At 67.1% G+C, this 20,598-nt stretch carries 24 protein-coding genes; 10 read left to right on the top strand and 14 right to left on the bottom strand.

Annotation, left to right across the window (positions count from 1 at the left end):
• Positions 1-29 precede the first annotated feature (29 nt).
• From DL519_RS46430 to DL519_RS14875, 3 genes are all read right to left on the bottom strand, one after another.
• Positions 30-296 (bottom strand): hypothetical protein, encoded by a 267-nt coding sequence (locus DL519_RS46430; RefSeq protein WP_223839001.1) that lies wholly within the window; start codon positions 294-296, stop codon positions 30-32.
• A gap of 139 nt (positions 297-435) precedes the next feature.
• Complete coding sequence (locus DL519_RS14870) at positions 436-1,311, bottom strand: hypothetical protein (protein ID WP_190815610.1); 876 nt, start codon at positions 1,309-1,311, stop codon at positions 436-438.
• Between the two features lie 129 nt (positions 1,312-1,440).
• Complete coding sequence (locus DL519_RS14875) at positions 1,441-2,499, bottom strand: hypothetical protein (protein WP_190815612.1); 1,059 nt, start codon at positions 2,497-2,499, stop codon at positions 1,441-1,443.
• A gap of 208 nt (positions 2,500-2,707) precedes the next feature.
• On the opposite strand from DL519_RS14875, the gene DL519_RS14880 reads away from it, so the two are divergent.
• Positions 2,708-2,974, top strand: a complete 267-nt coding sequence (locus DL519_RS14880; protein ID WP_223839003.1) for a hypothetical protein — start codon at positions 2,708-2,710, stop codon at positions 2,972-2,974.
• Between the two features lie 7 nt (positions 2,975-2,981).
• Here DL519_RS14880 and DL519_RS14885 read toward each other — a convergent pair whose 3' ends face one another.
• The 5 genes from DL519_RS14885 to DL519_RS14905 form a co-directional block, all read right to left on the bottom strand.
• Positions 2,982-3,800, bottom strand: a complete 819-nt coding sequence (locus DL519_RS14885) for a carbon-nitrogen hydrolase family protein (protein ID WP_190815614.1) — start codon at positions 3,798-3,800, stop codon at positions 2,982-2,984.
• A 49-nt stretch (positions 3,801-3,849) separates the two neighbouring features.
• Positions 3,850-5,055, bottom strand: a complete 1,206-nt coding sequence (locus DL519_RS14890) for an amidohydrolase family protein (protein WP_190815615.1) — start codon at positions 5,053-5,055, stop codon at positions 3,850-3,852.
• A 1-nt stretch (position 5,056) separates the two neighbouring features.
• Positions 5,057-6,370, bottom strand: coding sequence for an MFS transporter (locus tag DL519_RS14895; RefSeq protein ID WP_190815617.1), 1,314 nt, complete (start codon positions 6,368-6,370; stop codon positions 5,057-5,059).
• A gap of 166 nt (positions 6,371-6,536) precedes the next feature.
• Positions 6,537-7,757: an aminotransferase class I/II-fold pyridoxal phosphate-dependent enzyme gene (locus DL519_RS14900; protein ID WP_190815619.1), complete on the bottom strand. Its 1,221-nt coding sequence runs from the start codon at positions 7,755-7,757 to the stop codon at positions 6,537-6,539.
• Positions 7,750-8,559 carry a glutamate racemase gene (locus DL519_RS14905; protein ID WP_223839008.1) on the bottom strand — a complete coding sequence of 270 codons (810 nt, stop codon included), beginning with the start codon at positions 8,557-8,559 and terminating at the stop codon, positions 7,750-7,752. Before DL519_RS14905 ends, DL519_RS14900 begins: the two co-directional genes overlap by 8 nt.
• A gap of 508 nt (positions 8,560-9,067) precedes the next feature.
• On the opposite strand from DL519_RS14905, the gene DL519_RS14910 reads away from it, so the two are divergent.
• The 5 genes from DL519_RS14910 to DL519_RS14930 are packed head-to-tail and all read left to right on the top strand — an operon-like array spanning position 9,068 to position 12,698.
• Positions 9,068-9,871 (top strand): LamB/YcsF family protein, encoded by an 804-nt coding sequence (locus DL519_RS14910; RefSeq protein ID WP_190815623.1) that lies wholly within the window; start codon positions 9,068-9,070, stop codon positions 9,869-9,871.
• Entirely contained in the window at positions 9,864-10,490 is a 627-nt protein-coding gene (locus DL519_RS14915; RefSeq protein ID WP_190815625.1) for a 5-oxoprolinase subunit B family protein, read from the top strand. The genes DL519_RS14910 and DL519_RS14915 overlap by 8 nt, the downstream gene beginning before the upstream one ends.
• Positions 10,490-11,386, top strand: coding sequence for a 5-oxoprolinase subunit C family protein (locus tag DL519_RS14920; protein WP_190815627.1), 897 nt, complete (start codon positions 10,490-10,492; stop codon positions 11,384-11,386). Before DL519_RS14915 ends, DL519_RS14920 begins: the two co-directional genes overlap by 1 nt.
• The gene (locus DL519_RS14925) at positions 11,383-12,228 is read left to right on the top strand and encodes a MurR/RpiR family transcriptional regulator (protein ID WP_190815629.1); all 846 of its coding nucleotides are present in this window, start codon (positions 11,383-11,385) and stop codon (positions 12,226-12,228) included. Before DL519_RS14920 ends, DL519_RS14925 begins: the two co-directional genes overlap by 4 nt.
• Positions 12,225-12,698, top strand: coding sequence for a RidA family protein (locus DL519_RS14930; protein WP_223839010.1), 474 nt, complete (start codon positions 12,225-12,227; stop codon positions 12,696-12,698). Before DL519_RS14925 ends, DL519_RS14930 begins: the two co-directional genes overlap by 4 nt.
• Here DL519_RS14930 and DL519_RS14935 read toward each other — a convergent pair.
• Entirely contained in the window at positions 12,597-12,824 is a 228-nt protein-coding gene (locus DL519_RS14935; RefSeq protein ID WP_223840288.1) for a type I-E CRISPR-associated endoribonuclease Cas2, read from the bottom strand. The two genes, DL519_RS14930 and DL519_RS14935, sit on opposite strands and share 102 nt — an antisense overlap.
• Here DL519_RS14935 and DL519_RS46435 point away from each other — a divergent pair.
• Positions 12,756-12,914 carry a carboxymuconolactone decarboxylase family protein gene (locus tag DL519_RS46435; protein ID WP_223840471.1) on the top strand — a complete coding sequence of 53 codons (159 nt, stop codon included), beginning with the start codon at positions 12,756-12,758 and terminating at the stop codon, positions 12,912-12,914. The genes DL519_RS14935 and DL519_RS46435 overlap by 69 nt on opposite strands.
• Before the next feature lie 14 nt (positions 12,915-12,928).
• Here DL519_RS46435 and DL519_RS14940 read toward each other — a convergent pair whose 3' ends face one another.
• Positions 12,929-13,363: a hypothetical protein gene (locus tag DL519_RS14940; protein WP_190815633.1), complete on the bottom strand. Its 435-nt coding sequence runs from the start codon at positions 13,361-13,363 to the stop codon at positions 12,929-12,931.
• A gap of 374 nt (positions 13,364-13,737) precedes the next feature.
• Complete coding sequence (locus DL519_RS14945) at positions 13,738-14,523, bottom strand: GntR family transcriptional regulator (protein ID WP_223839012.1); 786 nt, start codon at positions 14,521-14,523, stop codon at positions 13,738-13,740.
• 67 nt (positions 14,524-14,590) lie between these two features.
• On the opposite strand from DL519_RS14945, the gene DL519_RS14950 reads away from it, so the two are divergent.
• The 3 genes from DL519_RS14950 to DL519_RS14960 all read left to right on the top strand — a co-directional run bounded on the left by DL519_RS14950 (position 14,591) and on the right by DL519_RS14960 (position 18,677).
• Positions 14,591-15,115: a DUF5943 domain-containing protein gene (locus tag DL519_RS14950; protein WP_190815635.1), complete on the top strand. Its 525-nt coding sequence runs from the start codon at positions 14,591-14,593 to the stop codon at positions 15,113-15,115.
• A gap of 188 nt (positions 15,116-15,303) precedes the next feature.
• Complete coding sequence (locus tag DL519_RS14955) at positions 15,304-16,629, top strand: MFS transporter (protein WP_190815637.1); 1,326 nt, start codon at positions 15,304-15,306, stop codon at positions 16,627-16,629.
• 389 nt (positions 16,630-17,018) lie between these two features.
• A complete protein-coding gene (locus DL519_RS14960; RefSeq protein WP_190815638.1) occupies positions 17,019-18,677 on the top strand; it encodes an amidohydrolase in 1,659 nt (552 codons plus the stop codon).
• A gap of 153 nt (positions 18,678-18,830) precedes the next feature.
• Here DL519_RS14960 and DL519_RS14965 read toward each other — a convergent pair whose 3' ends face one another.
• The 3 genes from DL519_RS14965 to DL519_RS14970 all read right to left on the bottom strand — a co-directional run bounded on the left by DL519_RS14965 (position 18,831) and on the right by DL519_RS14970 (position 20,566).
• Entirely contained in the window at positions 18,831-20,057 is a 1,227-nt protein-coding gene (locus tag DL519_RS14965) for an RNA-guided endonuclease InsQ/TnpB family protein (protein WP_263399644.1), read from the bottom strand.
• 111 nt (positions 20,058-20,168) lie between these two features.
• Entirely contained in the window at positions 20,169-20,270 is a 102-nt protein-coding gene (locus tag DL519_RS49960) for an FAD-dependent oxidoreductase (RefSeq protein ID WP_397544947.1), read from the bottom strand.
• A gap of 65 nt (positions 20,271-20,335) precedes the next feature.
• On the bottom strand, positions 20,336-20,566 hold the full coding sequence (locus DL519_RS14970; RefSeq protein WP_190824618.1) for a hypothetical protein: 231 nt from the start codon (positions 20,564-20,566) through the stop codon (positions 20,336-20,338).
• Positions 20,567-20,598: the final 32 nt, after the last annotated feature.

Consider the following 20,598-nt stretch of genomic DNA (forward strand, 5'->3'; position numbering starts at 1 on the left):
CCCTTTTCCTTTGGCGTGTCCGCGGTTTCTCACCGCTCTGTCAGCAAGAAAGACGCACCACGCCCGCCGGCGTTGCGTCCACCGCACAGATCCGACCGAATTCGATCAACAGTTGACCAGCAAGAAATCGCTCCCAGCGGCGGCCGGGCACTGCTGGCGCTCCAGCGGAGGTGCCGGGCTCGCATCCGGTAGAACAGACCGCTGTCCTCGCTCTGGGCCGCCAGCGGCAGATCACGGGTGTCGGCCAGTTCGTAGACCGCCCCAAGCACCCACTGCGGCGCTTCCTTGTTGACCACCGAAGAAAAAGCTGGTCAGCCTCCGACCGCAACCAGGCCAGCAACGGGGCGGCGGCCGGTGGCGGTGGCGTGCGCGAAGACGCGGTCGCAGGCGCGGTGCGCAACCGCGAACCAGGGCTCGCCGACCTGGGCGGACCGCCTACCGGTCGTACTGCCGGATGTAGCGGTAGTGCTCGCGGGCCAAGCGGCCCAGGTCGCGCAGCACCGGGCGGACGAACCCCGAGCTCGGCCGCGGTGGATCGACCGGCGCCGCAACCGCCTCCTGGAAGCGCAGCAGCCGGTAGCCGAGGGCCTTGGCATGCCGGTACTCGGCGGTTCCCAGCAACACCGTGGTGATCAGTCCGAAGATGTTCAGCGTGAGCCACAACGCGGGCGGAACGTTCCTGGTGTCGCCGCCGACGAGCTCCTGGATGCTGATCGACACCGCGAACGCGGTGCCCGCGAGTGGCGCGAGCAACGGGTTTACCTCGCTCATCCACACGCTGGTGCGCACAGCCCAGAAAAACGTGCACACCACGAACGGCACGCACCACACCAGCGCGACTACGCCCAGCAGGATCAGCGGCAAAGCCACGACGAAGGTCAGCCAAGCCGCTAAGAAGGCCAGCAACACCACGCCGACGATGACCCCGAGCGGCAGCGGAATCACGATCAGCGCGAGGGCTGCCCGCTTGACCATCCGCACGAACCCGCTCCACAGCTGGGGGCCGTAGCCGTTCCGCCGCGCATCGAGTGCCATCAAGATCGGCAATGGCGCGATGAACACCGCGAGCCCGATGGTGGCATACCCCTTCCCCACCAGGTCCCAGAACAGATCCGACGGGCCCCGGAATCTGATCGTGGTGGCGACGACGACGACCAAACCGGCGACCGTGCGCCAAAAACCGAGCCGATCCAGCAACCGATCCCGATGCAGCGGGCCGACCTCGGGTTTGAACAGGTATCTGGCCGTCAACCACGGGAAGACCACGACGGCGAACATTCGCGGCTTGGCCGCATCAACCTGGCGTGCCACCTGCTTTCGCCGCACGAAGCGGACGATCGGGCCAAACGGCCTCGCGATCCCGCGTCCCACGACCGCGACCGCGTTGCCGGCACCTGCCGCGATGCGACCCGCCCGCTGCCGGTACTGCGCCGAAACCCCCTAATTTCCGGCGGCTCCCGGAAGCTGGTCGAGTGCTCGAAGTCCGCGCGGCAACGTCGGAGCATCGGGTGACGCAGCGCCGCTGTCCTGCTGCACCGGTTCCGGCCCGCTGCGGACCCGGAATCCGACCGCCCGAGCCCGCCTGAACTCGAAGACCGCGAGCACCAGCGTCCCGACAACTCCACAACCCACCAGCACGAGCAACAACGTTCCCGCGGAGCCGAGCTCAGCCACTCCCTGCCCGGTGACCAGCAACATCAGCACGACCGAACCCATCAACCCGAGCAGCGGATGGACCTCGCCCAACCACAGCCCGGACCGCGCCGCCCAGTACATGGCACAACAGCCGAGAATCGGGAACCAGACGTAGCTGATCAGCGCCCCGACGCTCTCGATGAGCGCGTTGCCCTCCTCCTCATCGGAGGAGACCCTGTCGCCGTTGTCGAAGCGGGTGATCAGGTTGCCGTCCCCGTCGCGGGTGGTCTCGTAGTAGCGGTCCGTTACGCGGCCGTCCTCCACAATGCGCAGGGTTCCGCGCTCCACCGACGGGGAGTCATCGGCTACTTGCCCCAGCACCAGCAACGACAACGAGAGGCAGACCGCGCCGAGCAGCAACCGCCACAGCATCCGCAGCGCTCCCGGCAACAACCTGCTGCGCTGACCGGACCGCGTCGCCACGAGCAGCCCGACGAACAGCACCGGAACGAGCACCGCAGCAGGCAACCAGATGTGCGCAAAGACCTCCAGCGAGCCGACGAGCACGCCCCCCGCCCGCCGGAAGCCAACGACCGCCGCCACCACCACCGACGTGACGAACACCGCGCGCAAGGACGCAAGCAGCATCAGTTTCCGGTCACGAACCCGTTCACCGGTCTTCGGCTTGAGCAGGAACCGCGCCGCCATCCACGGCGCGACCACCGTGAGGACAACCCGCTTCGCCTGCTCCTGCCAACGCTTCCGCTGGAAGAAGTACGGCTGCGGCGGCGGAACCGGGTAGTGCGGCGGGAGCGCCGGGTAGTGTTGCTGCGGCGGATACGGCTGGCGACGCAGGTTCGACACGTGCCCCCGAGCGCCGCCGGATCGGGAAATCCAATCCTGGCAAAGTCGGCAGTGTGACGGGTGAAACCCCGAAAGGAGAGAGTCCTGCCCGTTCCTCGGCTGTCCCAGCGGAAGTTCCTCCCGTTCCCCAGCGACCTGTTCCGGAACCGGAACCGATCATCGGCAACCACACCGCCGCCCATGAGGACGACGACGAAGATTCGCACGAATGGCCCAATCCTGTCGTGCCCGGCGCCGGGCACGGCTTTGCCTACGGAGGTGCAGAGCCGCCGCCATCGATGCAACCGCGCCTGCGGGCAAGCGCGGCGCGATCACCGCCGCGCTGTACGAGGCCTTCTACCTCGGGGCCGGGTCCCCGGCCGTCGTCGGCCTGGTGACACTCGGGCACCCACTGGCCAGCACGACGTCGTGGGTGACCGCTGCGGCTGCACGTCTCGTCCTTCCGGTCGGCGCGGCGGCTCGGTTCGTCCGCTAACCGCTCTTCATAGGGGCTTGACCACCTCGCCGTACAAGTCGGGCCTCCTGTCCCTGAAGATGGTCATTTGAGATCTTTCCTCGAGAAGCACATCTCGTTCCAGAACGCCGTAGATGATGGTTTCCCCGCCCTCCGCGGACGCGATCAGCTCGCCCACTGGGTTGGCGATCGCGCTGTATCCGAAGAATTCGATCTCGTGGTTCGCGCCGATCCTGTTGCAGGAGACGGAGTACATCCTGTTCTCGAAGGCGCGCACCGAGGTGAGGTTGTGGAGTATGGTGCCGCCGTTGGAGAAGCTGGGCATGTTCCACAGCATCACCAGGATGTCGGCGCCCTTCAACGCGTACGTCCTGGTCAGTTCCGCGAACTGGTTGTCGTAGCAGACGCCGATTCCGATCGTGCCCAGGTCGGTTTCGAACACATCGCTGGCGTGGGTGTGCGAGGGCACGAAGTAATGCTTCTCGTACCCGGGGATATGCGCTTTCCGGTGTACGCCCAGCAGATCTCCGGTCGGGCCGATCAGGACGGCGGAGTTGTAGAGGGTCCCGGGGATCGTGGGGTGCGCCTCGGCCATCCCGGAGATGATGTGGACGTCGTGCTCGTCCGCCAATTCTCCTAGAGCTTGGGTGAATTCACCCGGTATCTTCTCCGCGTGCTTAATATACTGCCCGCCGAACTGCTTGTCGCGGCCTTTGATGTACCCGATGTTCGCCAGCTCGGGAAAGACGACCAGATCCACGTCCTGCGCCAGCCTGGCCGCCTCGATCGCGGCTTTCATCCTTTCCAGGTTCTTGCTCGCGTCGAGGAGGGATACGTCCATCTGCACGGCCGCAACGACAACTTTTTCTTTCACCGGAACAACTTCCCTACTTCCGTCAGATGACGCGGCGGCCGGCGCGGTAGGTCGCCTGGACCGCGCGGGTGGCCTCGATGTCGTGGGTGGGGTCGCCGTCGAACACGGCCAGGTCGGCGATGTGTCCTTCGCGCACGAAGCCGATCTCGTGGGCCAGGCGCAGGTATTCGGCGTTGCCGCTGGTGGCCATGCGCAGCACCTCGGCGGGCTGGTAACCGGCGAGCACTAGCAGGTGCAGTTCGCTGGCGAAGTCACCGAACGACGTGTGCTTCCATCCGGCGTCGGAGGCCGGTGCGATGCGCGCGCCCATCGTCCGCAGCCGCCCGGCGTTGCTGACGTAGTACGAGGTTCGTTGGCGCTGTTCGTCGAGGTCGTCGGCGGAGATCCGGCCTGCCTCCGCGTCGCGGATGTAGTGGAAGTTGCAGCCCAGCGTGGATCCGAATGTCGTGCCGTGTGCGATGGCCAGTTCGGCGAGGCGCTCGTCGAACCTGCTGGAGCCGTCCGGGGCGAGGAACGCGATGTGCTCGATGCCGTCGCTGCCGGCGAGGACGGCCCGTCGGATGGCTTCGTTCGACAGGGCGTGCGTGGTGGACAGCAGCCCGTGCTCGTGCGCGACCGACACTGCGGCACCGATCTGTTCCCCGGTGAGGGTTTCCTGGTGCGGGACGGTGTTCAGGGTACCGCCGCCGGTTGCGGCGATCTTGATGCCGTCAGCGCCGAGCTCGATGTTGCGGCGCGCGACCTTCTGGGCCTGCGCGGCGTCGGCGGCTCCACCGCCGAAGAGGTGCATGTGCCCACGCACTCCGGTCACCGGCATTCCGTAGCGCAGCAGACGCGGCAGCTCGCTCGGGTCGGCCGGCAACCAGCCCAGGAAGTCCGGGTGCGAGCCGAGGTCGCGCACGGTGGTCACCCCGGCGGCGATGTGCTTGCGCAGGTTCTGCGCGGCGACGGCGAATCGGGTGCTCGCCTCGCGGTTCACCGCGGGTTCGTAGGCGGTGCCGTCCCCCGGCATCGTCAGGTGGACGTGCGAGTCGATCAACCCCGGGGTGAGGGTGCCGGTCGGGTAGTGGTCGAGCGCGATGCCCCGCCAGCGCGCCTGCAGTTCCGCCGCGGGTCCGACCGCGGCGATCTTCGTTCCGGCGAGCGCGACCACCACATCGCCGGTCGTTCCGGTGAGGCCCTCCCCGTCGAACACGCGGGCGACCTTGATCAGCCGATCAACGGGCATATCAGCTCTCCTTCAGCGGGCTGTGCGCGGTTTCCGGGATGGCAAGCACCGCCAGGGCGGTCACCGCGGCGGTGAGCACCAGGTAGTAAGCGGGCATCGCGCTGTTTCCGGTGGCCGAGATGAGGTAGGTCATCAGGAACGGCGCGGAACCTCCGAAGGCCGCGGTCGAGATGTTGTAGCCGAGCGCGTAGGCGGTGTAGCGCAGCCGGGTGGGGAACAGCTCCACCAGCACGATGTGGATGACGCCGGTGTGCCCGGCGAACAGCACCGCCATGATCACGCCACCGACGGTGGCAAGCGCGACCGAGCCCTGCGTGAGCAGCCAGTAGCACGGGTAGCCGAGGACCACGAGGGAAAGCGCCGACCCGGCGATGGTGCGTTTGCGGCCGATCCGGTCCGACAGCCGCCCGGCGACCGGGATCGCGGCGATGATCGCGATCAGGGTGCACACGGTGATCAGCAGTCCCTGGACCACGGAGAAGTGCAGGGTCTTGTTCAGGTAGGTGGGCATGTAGCTGAACAGGACGTAGTAGCCGGTGCCGTTGAGGATCGGGATCGTGATGGCCAGCAGCACGGCCTTGCGGTGCTCGGCCGAGGCCAGCGTCTCCTTCAGCGGGTTGCGCGCCGGGGCGGAATCCTTGCGCAGCTGTTGGAATTTCGGCGTTTCGTCGAGCTTGCTGCGAATGTAGAAGCCGATCACGGCCATCGGCACGGCGAGCAGGAACGGGATTCGCCAGCCCCACTCGGTCATCGCATCGGTGCCGAGGGTTTCGGTGAGCACGGTGGTGACGACGGCGCCGAGCAGGAGCGAGGCGTAGGACCCGAGCTGCGACAGGCTGGTGAGCATGCCGCGGCGGCCCTCCGGCGCGTACTCCGCGACGAACGACATCGCGCCAGCGCTCTCGCCGCCCGCAGAGAATCCCTGCGCCAGCCGCAGCACCAGCAGCAGTATCGGGGCGGCGACGCCGACGGCCGCATAGGTGGGCAGCAGGCCGATGGCCACCGTCGATCCGCTGATCAGCATCAGCACCAGGACCAGCGTGCGCTGCCTGCCGATCCGGTCGCCGAGGTAGCCACAGACGACACCGCCGACCGGGCGCACGAAAAACGTGAGCCCGAAGATACTGAACGTCAGCAGCAGCGCGGCGGTGCCGTCCTGCTTGGGGAAGAACACGGTTGCGATCGTGCTGGCCAGGAAGCCGTAGACGCCGTAGTCGTAAAACTCGACGAAAACTCCTACCGAGCCGGCCACGGTGACCCGGCGGAGGGTCTTCTTGTCCACTTCGGATGTTCCGAGTTCCTGGGTCGTTGCCATCTCGATTCCTCTGGGTGGGTGGCGGATATCGACCGTGACGCCGCGCTGCTCCGCGGGCGCTTGGTGGTTGCACGGCATCGGGGTCCGAGTCCGAACCCCGCTCGCCGGGAGGGTGTTGCTTCGCCGGCCTGGCGGGACCGCGAGCGTGGAACTCGGCGTTGAGGTGCTAGGCGCGGGGGAAGCTGTGCAGCACGGCGGCCATGCGCTTCAGTGCTGCGCCCCAAGCCTTCTCGTCCTGGGCGAAGCAGATGCGGAAGTGCTTGCGGCCGCGGGGGCCGAACTGGTAGCCGGGGTTCACCACGAGGCCGGCGTCGCGCTTGAGCGCGATGGCCACTTCCTGGTCGGTGGCGTCGATTCCGGGGAAGCCGGGGAACAGGTACGCCGAGCCGCCGGCGGGCCGGACGTCCACGCCGGGGATCTCGCTCAGCGCCGCCACGCTGACGTCGCGCAGGGACTGGTATTCGCCGATGCGCTTGGCGACGTAGCCGGTGTCGTCGTCGAGCCAGCGGGTCAGGACGTGCTGCGCGTAGGCCGGGCAGCGCAGCGCGGCGACGCTCATGACGTCTTCCATCCGGTCGATGATCTCCGGCGGTGCCACGGCCATGCCGATGCGGTAGCCGCTGAGGCTCTCGGTCTTGCTCGGGCCGAGCGTGGTGATGGTCCTGGAGCGCATGCCGGATTCGGAGATCATGTGCGCGAAGGGTTTGCCGTCGTACACCAGCCGGCTGTAGAGCTGGTCGACGAGCAGCAGCGCGCTGCTGTCAGCGACGAGCGCGGCGATCTCCGCCACGTGCGAAGGATCGAACACCGCACCCGTCGGGTTGTTGGGGTGCGAGAGCATCACCAACTTCGGTTCCTGCCGCAACCCGGCCGCGAGCACGTCCAGGTCGAGGCGGGGGGATTCCCCCTCGGGCCACAGCAGCGGAACGGGGTGGACGTCCGCGCCGAGGTAGCGCACGGATCGTTCGCTGGTGATGTAGTCGGGGTCGGGCAGCACCACGGTGTCGCCCGGCTCGATGATCGCCGAGAGGGCGGTGTAGAGACCTGCTTGGGTTCCCGGGGTCAGGATGATCTCGCCGTCGGGGTCGAGCTGTTCACCGAGGAAGGCGCTGACGTGTTCGGCCACGGCTCGGCGAACTCCTGCGTCACCCCGGTACGGGGTGTAGGTCATCCCCGCGCCCGAGGCGGCTTTGACGAACTCGTCCAGAACCCACGAGTCGGGCGGGAAGCGGTGGGTGTCGGCGTAGGTGATGTCGAGGAAATCCGGGCCGGCCGGGGTTCGTTCGAGTTCGCGTTCCAGTTCGCGCAGCGACGCGCCCTCCGTCGCTGCTCGTTCCGGCACGTCCAGTCGCAGCAATCGGCTCGTCGGCTGGTAGATCTCACTCACGGTGGTGCACTCCAATCAGGTCGTTGTCGATGGTTACGGTGCGCACTGGGGGCAGGGTGAGTCCGAACACCCGCGCGAACGCGACGCCGTCGGTCGGGTGTGGCCCGGTGAGGCAGTAGAGGTCTCCCTGGTCGGCGCGGGGGCTGCCCGGCTTCTGGAGCAGGCCGAGGGTCAGGTCAGCGGCGCTTTCCAAGGGGTCGATGAGTGCGAAGCCGGGTGCCGCGGCGCGCATCGTGTCCAGGATGCAGGTGAAGTCGGTGCAGGCCAGAACGGCCGACGTGCAGCCCGCCGCGGTGATCTGCTCCATTGCCCGCCGGGCGAGGCACCGCAGCCTTACCGGGTCATCGCCGCCGCCTTCCTCGGCCAACCGCAAGAGCTCCTCCGTGGCCACTTGGAACACCTCCCGTTCGGGAAGTGCCCGCGGTAGCGCTCCACTGGCGACGGTGCCCGCGGTGGCTAGCACTCCCACCGGACCTTCCGGTGCCGTTCGGACCGCCTCGCGGACCGCGGAGACCATGTCGACGAAAGGAATTTCGCCCACGTCGGCTTCTGCGGCCACCACGCTGGCGGTGTTGCACGCGATGACCCACGCATCACAGCCCGCTCGCACGAAGAACTGCTCCGCCTGACCGAGAAAACGTGCGACCTCGGTGCCTGGGTGGGGACCGTACGGGCGGCGCGCGGCATCGCCCAGGTACACCAGCCGGTGCTGCGGAGCACGGCGCCGCAGCACCGCGGCCAACGGCAGGCCACCGATCCCCGCGTCGAAGATGCCGACCGAACCACCCACCTCCGGGTTCACGACGTGGCCGCCGGTTCCGGTACGGCGCGCAGGAAGCGAGCGCCGGCTGCGACGACTGCTGTGGTGACGGGATTCGAGGCGTTGCGCATCTTTCGCTCCTCAGGCTCGTCCGCTCGCAGGCGTTGGATCGGTGCCAAGCGCCGCGGTCGACGTGGTGGAAACCCGGTATCGACGGATTGGTCCCGTGTGTCCCGTGTCTGGCGGGGAAGCGCTCCGGATGCCGACCGATCCTGCACCACGCATCACGATGACGCAAGGGCGGCTACGTTTCGGCTTTCGCGAATCGCGGCAGGCTCCATTCAGTCAAGTAAAAGATGAATCGCATACTTGATTCACACCCGGCGCAGCAACTTTGACAAGGAGCACCCTTGCGTCATATTTAGAAATGATGCAAGCTCCGAACATCGGGCGAGCTAACGGCAGACGCCCCGGAGCCGCCTCCGGACCGGTCCCTTGCACGTCGAACGAGCAGCCGGACCGGATGTGGGCGGCAGGGATTGGAGGCACGATGACACAACCGCACCCCACCGCGACAGTGACCCTCTCGTTGAACACCGACATCGGAGAGGGCTACGGCGCATGGGTCATCGCCGACGACGAAGTGCTGCTGGGCCTGGTGACCGATGCCAACCTGGCCTGCGGGTTCCACGCGAGCGATCCGGACATCATGCGGCGCACCTGCCGGACCGCGCGCCAGCGGTCCGTCGCCATCGGCGCGCAAGTGGGTTTCCGGGACGTGATCGGTTTCGGGCGCCGGTTCATCCAGGTGCCCCGCGCGACCTTGAGCAACGACGTGCTCTACCAGCTGGGCGCGCTCTCGGCGTTCGCTTCCGCGGAGCAGGCGCCGATCACGTTCGTGAAGGTCCACGGCGCGCTCTACCACGCCGCCGTGCAGCACGAATCGTATGCCCGGGCGATCATCGACGCGGTGCGGGACTTCGACCCGGACCTGCCTGTGCTCTGCCAGCCCGGCACCGCGTTCTGGCGCGCCGTCCAGGACGCGGGCCTGAGCACGGTCGCCGAAGGCTACCTCGACCGCGCCTACACGGCCGAGGGCCTGCTCGTCCCGCGCGGTGAACCAGGTGCCGTGATCATCGACCCCCGGGTCGCTGCACGCCGGGCGGTGCAGTTCGCCACCGAGCGCACCGTCACCGCGATCGACGGGACGGTGCTCGACATGCCGGTCGCCTCGGTGTGCGTGCACTCCGACTCGCCCGGCGCGTCGGCACTGGCCGCAGCCGCCCGTGAAGCTCTGGAGGAAGCCGGAGTGGCGTTGCGCTCGTTGTCCGGGGAGGTGGCCGTCGTTGGATGAGGCCGTCACCTCGGTGCAACGCGTCGGTGACCGCGGCCTCCTAGTCGAGCTTCCGCCGCGATCCGACCCGCACCGGCTGGCCGCATGGGTGCGCGACCACCCGTGCGCGCCCGGCCTGACCGAGATCATCCCCGCCGCGCGGACGGTTTTCCTGCTCGGTGACATCACCGCGCTGCGCCGGATCGCCCAGGCCATCGGCGCGACGAAGCTGCCCGATGCGGACGAGCGCGGCGGCAAGACGGTGGTCGTCCCAGTCCGATACGACGGGCCCGACCTCGCCGCCGTCGCGGAGCGCACCGGCTTGTCGGTGCGCGAGGTCGTGAAGCACCACTCCGGCACCGAGTACCGGGTCGCCTTCTTCGGGTTCGCCCCCGGGCAGGCGTTCTTCGCGGAGCTCCCCGACGTCCTGCGCGTCCCCCGCAGGCCGAGCCCGCGCGTGAAAGTGCCTTCGGGCAGCCTCGCGATCGCCAACGAGTTCACGGTGATCTACCCCCTGGATTCTCCCGGCGGGTGGAACCTGATCGGCACCCGGGCGGGCCCGCCCCTGTGGGACGCGCGGGCCCAACCGCCGAACTCCGTCAACGTCGGCGATCGCGTGGTCTTCTACGAGGTCCGTTGATGGAAGTGCTCGCCACCGGTCCGCAGGCGACCGTCCAGGACGGCGGCCGAGCCGGCTGTGGCCACCTCGGCGTGCCCCGCGCCGGAGCGATGGACCCGCTGGCCCTGGCCCAGGCCAACCGCCTGGTCGGAAACCTGCCGGACGCGGCTGCGATCGAGTTCCTGCTGGGCGGGCTCGCGGTCCGGTTCACCGAACCGGTCGGCTTCAGCCTCGCCGGCGCACCGGTGCCCGCCTACCTCGGCACGGTGCCTGTACCGCGGAACACCTGGACCTACGCCCGAGCCGGCGACGTCCTCACCACCGGCCAGCCCGCCTACGGCCTGTGGACCTACCTGGCGGTCGCCGGCGCCATCGCCGTGCTACCGGTGCTGTCGAGCCGGTCGACGGACTCGCTGTCCGGCCTGGGACCTCCCCCGCTGAAGCTCGGCGACGTCATCCCGATCGGATCCTGCCGCGGCACGCCGGGCACGCCGAGCGACGTCTTCGTCGAAAACGCCTCCGCCAGCGCACGGCTCGACCTGGAAATCCACTGGGGACCGCGGGACGACTGGTTCACCGACGAGGCGCGCCGCACCTTCGTCACGGCGACCTGGCTGGTCAGCACCGAAGTCAACCGCATCGCCGCACGCTTGACCGGCCCGCGCCTCGACCAGCGCCGCCACGACCAGCTTCCGACGGAAGGCGTCCATCCCGGCTCGATCCAGGTGCCGCCATCCGGGCAGCCGCTCGTCTTCCTCGCCAACCATCCGCCCACCGGGGGGTATCCGGTAATCGGTGTAGTGTCGGAGCCCGATCTCGGGCGGATGGCCCAAGCCGCTCCCGGAACAATGGTGACGATGCGCGTGGCCCGACCACGTACCGACCTGACCGGACGAGCCAGAAGGGGGTTCAGGTGAACAACGGGGCAGACTCTCTTCCGGAGCGGGTCAGGGTTCGCTACGACCAGCTGAGCAAGAGCCAGCGCAAGATCGCGCGCTTCTGCATCTCCCACGCAGCTGAGGCGGGTTCCCTGACCGCGATGCGGATCGCCGAGAAACTGGGCGTCAGCGAGTCGACCGTGGTCCGGTTCGCGATCAAGATCGGCTACGACGGCTTCCCGCGGATGCAGGACGCGCTCCGGGAAGAACTTCGCGGCGCGCCAACGCCATCCGGCGAGCACACGGAGCGCGACACCCACGACGTCGCGCTGGAGTCGTTGCGCAACGACCTGGACGCGCTGCAGCAATCCATCGACGAGATCGACCTCTCCGCGCTGACGCGCGCGACCACCGCACTCGGGCAGGCCACCAACGTCTTCGTCTGCGGGTTCCGCACCTCGTTCAGCCTTGCCTACCAGGCCTACTTCCACCTCAGGAAGGTGCGCCCCTCGGTGCGCCTGCTAGGCGACATCGGCGGCACGCTGGTCGACGACCTCGAAATGATCGAACCCGGCGACGCCGTCCTAGCGTTCACCTTCCCCGTCTACGACGACCGCACGATCCAGGTCGCCAACCGGGCCGTATCCGTCGGCGCCTCCTGCGTCGTCGTCACCGACAGCGCGCTGGCACCGCTGCCGATCGACCCGCTCCTGCACCCCCTGATGGTGCGCCACGACAGCTTGAGCTTCTTCAACTCCACGGTCGCCGCCACCGCACTGCTCAACTCGATCATCGTGCGCCTGGCGGAAGCCCGCAGCCGGCAAGAGCCCTCGTTTGAAAGGACCTTGTCGAAATCCTTCCACATCAAGGGAAACCTGTGAGCAACAAAGCCATGCAAGCCGTCGCCACGCCCGACGCCCCGGCACCGGCCGGAACCTACTCGCAGGCGGTCACAGCCGGAGGCTTCGTCTTCATCTCCGGGCAGACACCACGACTTCCCGACGGCACCCGCCTCACCCGCTCCCCGTTCGACGTCCAGGCCCGGCAGGCGTTGCACAACGTGGAGGCGGTGGCCCGGTCGGCGGGCAGCTCCCTGCGGAGCGCGACCATGGTCACCGTCTACTTGCGGAACCCCGACAACCGGGCGCGATTCGACGAGATCTACCGCGACTTCGTCGCCGACCCGCCCCCGGCCCGCGCCATCGTCCAATCCGACCTGTTCGGCATGGAACTGGAGATCTCGGCGGTACTACTGGCCACCCCACCGCCGCCCCCCGAAACCGGCGAAGGCGACAGTTTCCATCGACCGTTTTTCGTGCGCCCAGTGGCGGAGGCGGGCGGAGAGGATTAGTCCGTCGTAGTCGACGGTGGGCCATCGGTCACGTCCGGCGGTGCGGACGGTCCAGCCTTGTTCGTTGTTCGCGGGTTCGACCAGAACGGCTTGTCCGACGAGGACTACCGCCCGGCCGCGGAGCACTTCGACCGAACTCAGCTCGTTCGTCTGGTGTGGACGGTATCCTTGATCAACACTGACAACCGGCTGGCCGTCACGATGGTGCCCTGCTGACGCGAGCTCAGCAGTCACGCCTGTTCCGCGGTGGATTCGCGTGGTGTCGGCCGGTTCGCCAGTTCGTTGATGATCAGCAGCAGGACGGCGAGTGCGATCGGTGCGACCTGGGAGATCACCTGGAGTTGCACCGCGTTACCGGTCGCACCGTGGTGCTGGTGGTAGATCAGGTGCGGAACGTTGAAGACGAGTGAGGCTGCCAAGACCACGCGAACCAGCGTGCACCGCATCGACACCGCGGCGTATGCCACGACCAGCACGAACTGGAGCCCGATCAGCCCGAAGTCGCGCGTCATGTGCTCGTTGAAAGGCGGGAACCCGGTCAGCCACGCGAGCTCCGGAGTGGGGAAGCCGAGGTGAAACGACAACGGGGAGAGCGCGGCCCACAACGTGGGGATGCCTTCGCCCAGTGCGAGCAGCGCTAAGCCGATCCGCAGGAGCAGTTGCACGTGTCCTCCTCGCAACGACCGGCCGGGGATCCAGCATCCTTGTCCCAGGCCGGTCGTCTCGTGTGTCATCTCAGATGGCGATCGGCTCGACGTCGAGTCGCCCGTAGCGGTGGCCGCAAAGGTGTCCAGTGATTCGTCCGCCGACACTCCACCGTTGTTGTCCTCGCCGATCCGCTCGAACGCACCTCGGCCCTCTGCGTTCGAATTCGTGGCCCCTGAGTGCCTCGCCAAGCCATCGGCACTCTTCCGGTGACCCCGAATTTTCACTCAAATTTACTAATTTGCCGAGCTCGATCGTCCGACAGATACAAATATCCACTGTGGACTAGTCTGACGGTGGTGGCGTGCGGGAGCCCGCATAACCGACCCGCGGGTCAGGCGTTCGCTTCTCGCCGCTTCCCATCCGCGATGGCCCGTTGCAGGTCCTCGGTGGTGAGGTGGACCGACGTCATGACGTCGCCGCCGAGGTCGACCTCGTCGGCGCCGCTGGACGCGATGTAGGTGAGGATGCGCTCGCGGAACAAGCGAACATGGCTCACCGCAACGGTTTCCGCCTTCTCCGGGTCGCGGTCCTGGTAGGCGTCGATGAGCGCGGAGTGATCGTGGCTGACCCGCGTGAAGTGGTCATCGAGGCGGCTGGCGTTCCAGTCCTCCGCGCCACCGAACGCGAGGTAACCCAGCCGCTGCCCCTCGTCGTAGATCCGGGCGGCGAGCGCCGAGAGGTACTCATTCCGCGCGATGCGGGCTTCCAGGTTGTGCAGCGCAGCGTTGGCCTCGGCGATATCGGGCGCGGACCGTCGCCGGATCCCGTCGTTGACCAGCGCATCGGCCTCGCGGAGTTCGGTGATTTCCTCGGGGAGAGCGCGAATGGCCACCAGTCTCGCGATCGCCTTCGCGGTGACGATGTGCGCTTCGAACAGGCTGCTGATGCCGGCGATGTCCAGCGGTCGCACGGTGAAGCCGCCACCCGCCTGGGCCTTGATGAGCCCCTCGGAAGCGAGGAGGAACAGCGCTTCGCGCAGCGGCGTACGGCTCAGCCCCAGCTCCTGGCTCAGCTGCATGTCGTCGACCCACTCGCCGGGGGCGAGGCGCAGCGTCATGTATCGCGCTTTGATCTCTGCATAGGCCCGTTCCATCTGCGTTCGCTGCCGCCGTCCCATGTCGACCATCCTGGCATAGCGATTTCGCGACCCTTGACCCATCTTAGGCGCTCTGTATTATTTCTGCATGCAGAACTCCGGGGCACGTGAGCTGCCGGTAACGGTCGAGGTCGATGCCGAAACGGGCAGGTGGAGCGTCGACGGTCTGCCCATGGTGCTGGTGCCCCAGCACCTGCTCGTGAACAACCTGGATGCCGTGGAGCGGCACGTCGGCCGGGACTCCGCCGCCGAGCTGTTCCGCGGCGCTGGCCGCCGCTCGGCGCGACACTGGTGCGCCCACGAGGCCACGCGCCTCGGGCTGTCCGGAGCCGCGATCGTGCGGCACTACCTGGACCGCCTGAGCCGCCGCGGGTGGGGACGCTTCGAGATCGACGAACTTGACCCCGGCCACGGTGTGCTGCAGGTACGGGTGGCGCATTCCGCGCTGCTGCCGGTAGCGGGCTCGACGCGATCCGTCGACAGGGCCTGTTACCTGTTCGAGGCCTGGCTCGAGGGCGCGCTCGAGTACGCGTCGGAGGACCCTTCGCGCGTGGCGGTCCGCGAGATTCAGTGCGCTGTCAATGCTAAGGAGTGCGTCTTCACCAGCAACTGACCCTAGGTGACTGGTGTCGAACGGCCTCATTTTCATCAAAAGACCGATCCGGACAAATCGGACATGACTGAGATCTCCGTAGACGACCGGAAAGACGGTCGCCGATCGAATCAGTCCACGCTGAAGCCTCGAAGTTCGAGGCACCTGCCGGGTACTTCCCGGAAAACACCAGCCACCTAGAAGGTGCCATGACAAAGCAAGCCGCCCAAGAAGCGAAGATGCTGCGCAAGGTCATCTACGCGGCATCCATCGGCAATTTCGTCGAATGGTTCGACTTCGCCCTCTACGGTTTCCTCGCCACCGAGATCGCCACCAACTTCTTCCCCAGCAACGACCCGACGGCCGGTCTGCTCAAGACCTTCGCCGCGTTCGCAGTCGCCTTCGCGCTGCGTCCCATCGGCGGGGCGTACTTCGGCGCGCTGGGCGACCGCATCGGCCGCAAACGCACCCTGGCCATCACCATCCTGCTCATGGCCGGATCCACGGTCGCCCTCGGCATCCTGCCAACCCACGCCACGATCGGCATCGTCGCGCCGATCCTGCTCGTGCTGATCCGTTGCGTGCAGGGATTCTCCACCGGTGGCGAGTACGCCGGCGCCTGCGCGTTCGTACTGGAGCACAGCCGCACGGACAAGCGCGCCTGGTATTCGAGCTTCCTCCCGGTGAGCACCTTCACCGCGTTCGGCGCAGCGGGCATCGTGTCCTTCACGTGCAGCGGCGCGCTCGGCGCCGCATCGATGACCGAGTGGGGCTGGCGACTCCCGTTCCTCATCGCGGCACCACTCGGCGTGTGCGGCTTCTACATCCGTCAGAAGCTCGACGAGACACCGGATTTCCAGCAGGTATCGGACAACGAGGCGGTCTCCTCGGCACCGGTGCGGGAAGCCTTGCGATCGCACGGACGATCCATGGCCAAACTCGGGCTGTTCATCTGCACCACCGCGCTGTCGTTCTACATGTTCACTACCTACATGACGACCTATCTCAAGGTCACCGCGGGCCACAACGCATCGACCACGCTCCTGTCCAATGTGCTCGCCCTGCTGTTCGCGGCTGCGCTGTGCCCGGTCGTCGGCCGCATCTCGGACCGGGTCGGCAGGCGCATGACCATGTTCACCGCCGCCGGCCTCCTGGTCGTCGGCGGACTTCCCGCGTTCCTGCTGGCCGGGAGCAGCGGGCTGGCCATGGCGGTCATCGGCCAACTGCTGCTGGCACTCGGTGCCGTGTCCTGCAACGTCGTGACCGCGGTGATGCTCGTCGAGCTGTTCCCCACGCGGGTTCGTTACACGGCCTCCGCGCTCACCTACAACCTCGCCTACGCGGTGTTCGGCGGAACGGCACCGTTCATCGCGACGTTCCTGATCGGGGCGACCGGTAACCCGCTGGCGCCCGCTTACTACCTCGTGATCGCTTCGGTTGTCGCGCTCGTCGCGGCGTGGCGTATTCCCGAAACCTCTCGCCGCTCTCTCTCCGACCCCAACCCGGCTTTCCACCCTGGAGCGATGTCCTCTTGAGTTTCCTCCCCACGACTAAAGCCGGGGGAATCCCTTCCGCCTCGCGGCGGAAGCTTCCTGCTTCGTCGCCGGTTGCCTCCCCGGTTAAGGCGAGGGACGCGGGAAGCGCCCAGAGGTCTTACACCCGCTCCACAGGCCACGTCCCACACCCCGCGGGAACACCCTGTAAAGGCTTGATCAGTGTAAATCACGAAAGCAGCGATCAACTCTCCCAGCCTACCGGCAGGGGCACTGTCTTTCCTCAGGACTCGAAGTCCAGGAGGCAAGAGTGCTCACCCCCGGCCGGCTACCACCAGGAGTTTGCCGGATGGCTCACTCCCAGAACTGATTAGGAGGTGGGGTGGCTCCTCCCCACGGCTAAAGCCGGGGGTCTCCGCCACCTACACAAAATGAGCCCCAAGATCACCGTTTTCCCCGCCAGGCGCGTGCTGACCATGGACCCGGGACGTCCGAGTGCGTCCGCCGTCGCCGTCATGGACGGCCGAGTGCTGTCCACTGGCAGTGTCGAATCGATGAAGCCGTGGCTCGACCGGCACGATTACGAGGTGGACGACACCTTGCGCGACAAGGTCATCATGCCGGGCTTCATCGACCCGCACACCCACTTCGCGCTCTCCTCCGGCTACCTCGGCGTGCCCTACGTCGGCCCGATCGACTCGCCGGGTCCGTGCGGTACCAACCCGGGGCACCCCACGCGCGAGAGCGTCGTGGCGGAGCTGCGCGCCCTCGACGACAAGATGCCACCCGGCAAGACCTTGGTCGCCTGGGGATTCGACCCGGCCATCCAAGGTGGACACCTGCATCGCGACGAACTGGACGCGGTGGTGGGTCATCGGCCGGTGTTCATCATCTCCTATGCACCGCATTTCCTGTACGCCAACAGCGCCGCGCTGAAGACGACGCACGTCGGCGAGGACAGTACCGTGCACGGCGTCGGACGGTACGACGATGGCCGGCTCAACGGCCAATTCATCGAGCTCGCCGCGCACAAGGCCGCCGTAGGCCGCTCGGCCGCCGATCTCGTGGAGGACACCGGAGAACAAGGCCTGCGCGACATGGCCAGACTGGCCGTGCACTCGGGCGTCACCACCACTGCGGAACTGCTGTTCGGCCTGACCGACCCCGAGCACGAGTGGCGCATTCACGACGCCGCGTTCAACGATCCCACCACACCCGTGCGGATGGCGCTGGTCTCCTACGAGATGACCCTTCACGACCAGCACGGCGCCAAGGCCACCCACCACTTGGCCGAGCTGCACGGGCGCAACAGCGAAACGCTCTTCTTCCACGGAGTCAAGTTCCTCGCCGACGGCTCGTTCCCCGCCATGTCCCTGCGCGTGCGCTTCCCCGGCTATCTCGATCTCAGCAACGGCGTGCGCAACGACGTGCCATGGGAGCAGCTGCACGAACGCATGCTTCCCTTCTGGGAAGCGGGCATTCCGATCCACTGCCACGCCAACGGGGACGAGAGCATCGACGCCGCACTCGACGCGCTGGCGGCACTGCAGAACACCCGTACTCGCTTCGATCACCGCTTCACCCTCGAGCATTACTGCATCAGCACGCCCGACCAGGCCCGGCGGATGAAGGCACTGGGCGCGCAAGCCAGCGTCAACTGCTACTTCGTCCACTACCGCAGCCACGTGCACAGTCACGAGGGCTACGGCCCGGACAGGTCAGAGGCTGTGGGACGGCTCGGGTCGCTGGAGCGCGAGGGCGTGACGTTCGCCCTCCACTCGGACTTCTCCCTCGTCGCGGTGCCAATGCACCCCCTCACCGCGGCCTGGGTGGCGGTCAACCGCTTCGGGGCCGATGGCAGAACCGTGCTCGCCCCGGGTGAGCGCATCGGCGTTGACCGCGCGATGCGCGCCATCACGGTGGATGCCGCGCACATGCTCGGAATGGAGCGCACCGCGGGCAGCCTGGAGCCGGGCAAATTCGCCGACTTCGCCATCCTCGACGAGGATCCCTACCAGGTAAGCCCGACCGAACTGCGGGACATCCCCATCTGGGGCACCGCCCGCTCGGGCGTGCTCCACCAGGCCTAACCTCGGCCATCCCCGGATCAAGCCGCGTCAGCCGGCAAATCGAGGATGAGAGCCGCCGCTCTTCAAGTGGTGCCCTGGCGGACTGGAGAGCGGCGGCACCTAACGTGCACCTCACCGCACGGCGATTCCCGCATGTTGACTCCCTCCCCACGCCTAAAGGCGGGGGAATCCAACCTTCACAGGTTGGGTTTCCTGCTTCATAGCCGACTGCGCGCGAGCAAGCTCGCCCCGGCTTACACCAGCTCCACAGGCATCGCCGGATTTCCACCCGGCTACCGCTCGACCAGCGGCAAGGATGTTCTTCGCGGCGTTGTGGTCCCGGTCGTGCCGAGTGCCGCAGTCGGGGCACGTCCAGTGCCGCACCGACAGTTTCAGGTTCTTCAGCAGGTGCCCGCAGTTCGAGCAGGTCTTTGAGCTCGGGTACCAGCGGTCAACCACAACGACGATCTTTCCCGCTCGCTCGGCTTTGTATTCGAGCTGGCGCCGGAACTCGCTCCACCCGCAATCGGAGATCGCCTTGGCCAGTTTTCGGTTGCGGACCAGGTTCTTCACCGCGAGGTCTTCGACCGCGACCAGGTCATTGTTACGAACCAGGTCCGTTGAGGTGCGGTGCAGGAAGTCCTGCCGCGCGTGCCGCACCTTGCGGTGCGCCCGGGCAACCTTGGCTTCAGCCTTGCGGCGGTTCGCTGAACCGCGCTGCATGCGGGCCATCTGACGTTGATAGCGGGCAAGGTTGCGGGCCTTACGGTCCAAGTGGCCGGCGTTGGGGATCTTCTCCCCGGTGGACAGCACAGCGAAGTCCTTCACACCCAGGTCAACGCCGACCGTGCGGCCGGTGACCGGGGCGTGTTCGGGCTCGTCGGTGTCCACGGCGAAGGTCACGTACCAGCGGCCGTCAGCCTCGCCGGAAACGATCACCATAATCGGATTCAGAGACTGAAGAACCTCTGCACCCCAGGACCACACATACTCAAGCGGCGCGTTGTGCTTGGCCAGCTTCAGCTTTCCATCGCGCAGGCTAAACGCGCTGCGCGTGTAATGCGCCGACCGACGTCCATTACGCGACTTGAAGCGCGGGTAGCGAGCACGTCCAGCGAAGAAGTTCGCGTAGGCGGTGTGCTGGTGCCGCAACGTCTGCTGCAACGGCACCGACGACACCTCGGACAGAAACGCCAGCTCTTCGGTCTTCTTCCACGCGGTCAGCGCGGCGTCGGTCTCCTTGTAGGAGGTCTTTGTGCCGGTTGCGTGGTAGGAGCGGTGGCGTTCGACGAGGGTCTTGTTCCACACGAGGCGAACGCACCCGAACGTCCGGCCCAGCTGGGCCGCTTGCCCGGGGTCGGGATAGGCCCGAACCCTGTACGCCGTCCTCACACTGATCATTTTACACAGCGGGCCGACACCAGTAATCATCTGGTGGGATGGTTACCGCTGGACGCGTTCATCACGGCTTGACGTGCTTCCTCCCCACGGATAAATCCGGGGGCCTCCGCACTACGTTTCTTCGGTGAGTACTGCATCGGCGACACGCTTGGCCGCACCGAGAGCACCGTGCGTCCCGGCGGTGGGCGAGGTCCAGTCACCGGCGAAGTGCATGGCTCCGATCGGCCGCTACAGATCGTCGGCCACCGCTGCGCGTGCCGGGCGCTCAGAAGGGCGAATCAGTGCTCCCACGTCTGCACGTGGGTTCCGAGGACCCGGCCGCGCTCCGGCAGCTCCGGTGCCTCCACTAGCTGCGCGCCTTCGCCCAGCACCAGGTCGGGGTCTTCGGGCAGCAGCCCGACCAGGTGCTTGCGGTCCTCCCGCGCGGTGTCGGCCCGGGAGAAGAAGCGCTTGCCGATGAAGTCGCCCCGGAAATGTCTGCCAAGGTCCGCCGCACCTACCGCGAACACGGCGAGACCGTGCGCTGGCGCTCCCGGCCCAG

The sequence above is a fragment of the Saccharopolyspora pogona genome, from assembly GCF_014697215.1.
GTDB lineage: Bacteria > Actinomycetota > Actinomycetes > Mycobacteriales > Pseudonocardiaceae > Saccharopolyspora > Saccharopolyspora hattusasensis.

Excerpts from the sequence above, each read along its gene's own strand:
- DL519_RS14880 (WP_223839003.1), top strand. The coding sequence starts at position 2,708 with ATGGCCCAATCCTGTCGTGCCCGGCGCCGGGCACGGCTTTGCCTACGG.
- DL519_RS14890 (WP_190815615.1), bottom strand. The coding sequence starts at position 5,055 with ATGCCCGTTGATCGGCTGATCAAGGTCGCCCGCGTGTTCGACGGGGAG.
- DL519_RS14895 (WP_190815617.1), bottom strand. The coding sequence starts at position 6,370 with ATGGCAACGACCCAGGAACTCGGAACATCCGAAGTGGACAAGAAGACC.
- DL519_RS14910 (WP_190815623.1), top strand. The coding sequence starts at position 9,068 with ATGACACAACCGCACCCCACCGCGACAGTGACCCTCTCGTTGAACACC.
- DL519_RS14920 (WP_190815627.1), top strand. The coding sequence starts at position 10,490 with ATGGAAGTGCTCGCCACCGGTCCGCAGGCGACCGTCCAGGACGGCGGC.
- DL519_RS14945 (WP_223839012.1), bottom strand. The coding sequence starts at position 14,523 with ATGGGACGGCGGCAGCGAACGCAGATGGAACGGGCCTATGCAGAGATC.
- DL519_RS14950 (WP_190815635.1), top strand. The coding sequence starts at position 14,591 with ATGCAGAACTCCGGGGCACGTGAGCTGCCGGTAACGGTCGAGGTCGAT.
- DL519_RS14955 (WP_190815637.1), top strand. The coding sequence starts at position 15,304 with ATGACAAAGCAAGCCGCCCAAGAAGCGAAGATGCTGCGCAAGGTCATC.
- DL519_RS14960 (WP_190815638.1), top strand. The coding sequence starts at position 17,019 with ATGAGCCCCAAGATCACCGTTTTCCCCGCCAGGCGCGTGCTGACCATG.
- DL519_RS14965 (WP_263399644.1), bottom strand. The coding sequence starts at position 20,057 with ATGATCAGTGTGAGGACGGCGTACAGGGTTCGGGCCTATCCCGACCCC.
- DL519_RS49960 (WP_397544947.1), bottom strand. The coding sequence starts at position 20,270 with ATGCACTTCGCCGGTGACTGGACCTCGCCCACCGCCGGGACGCACGGT.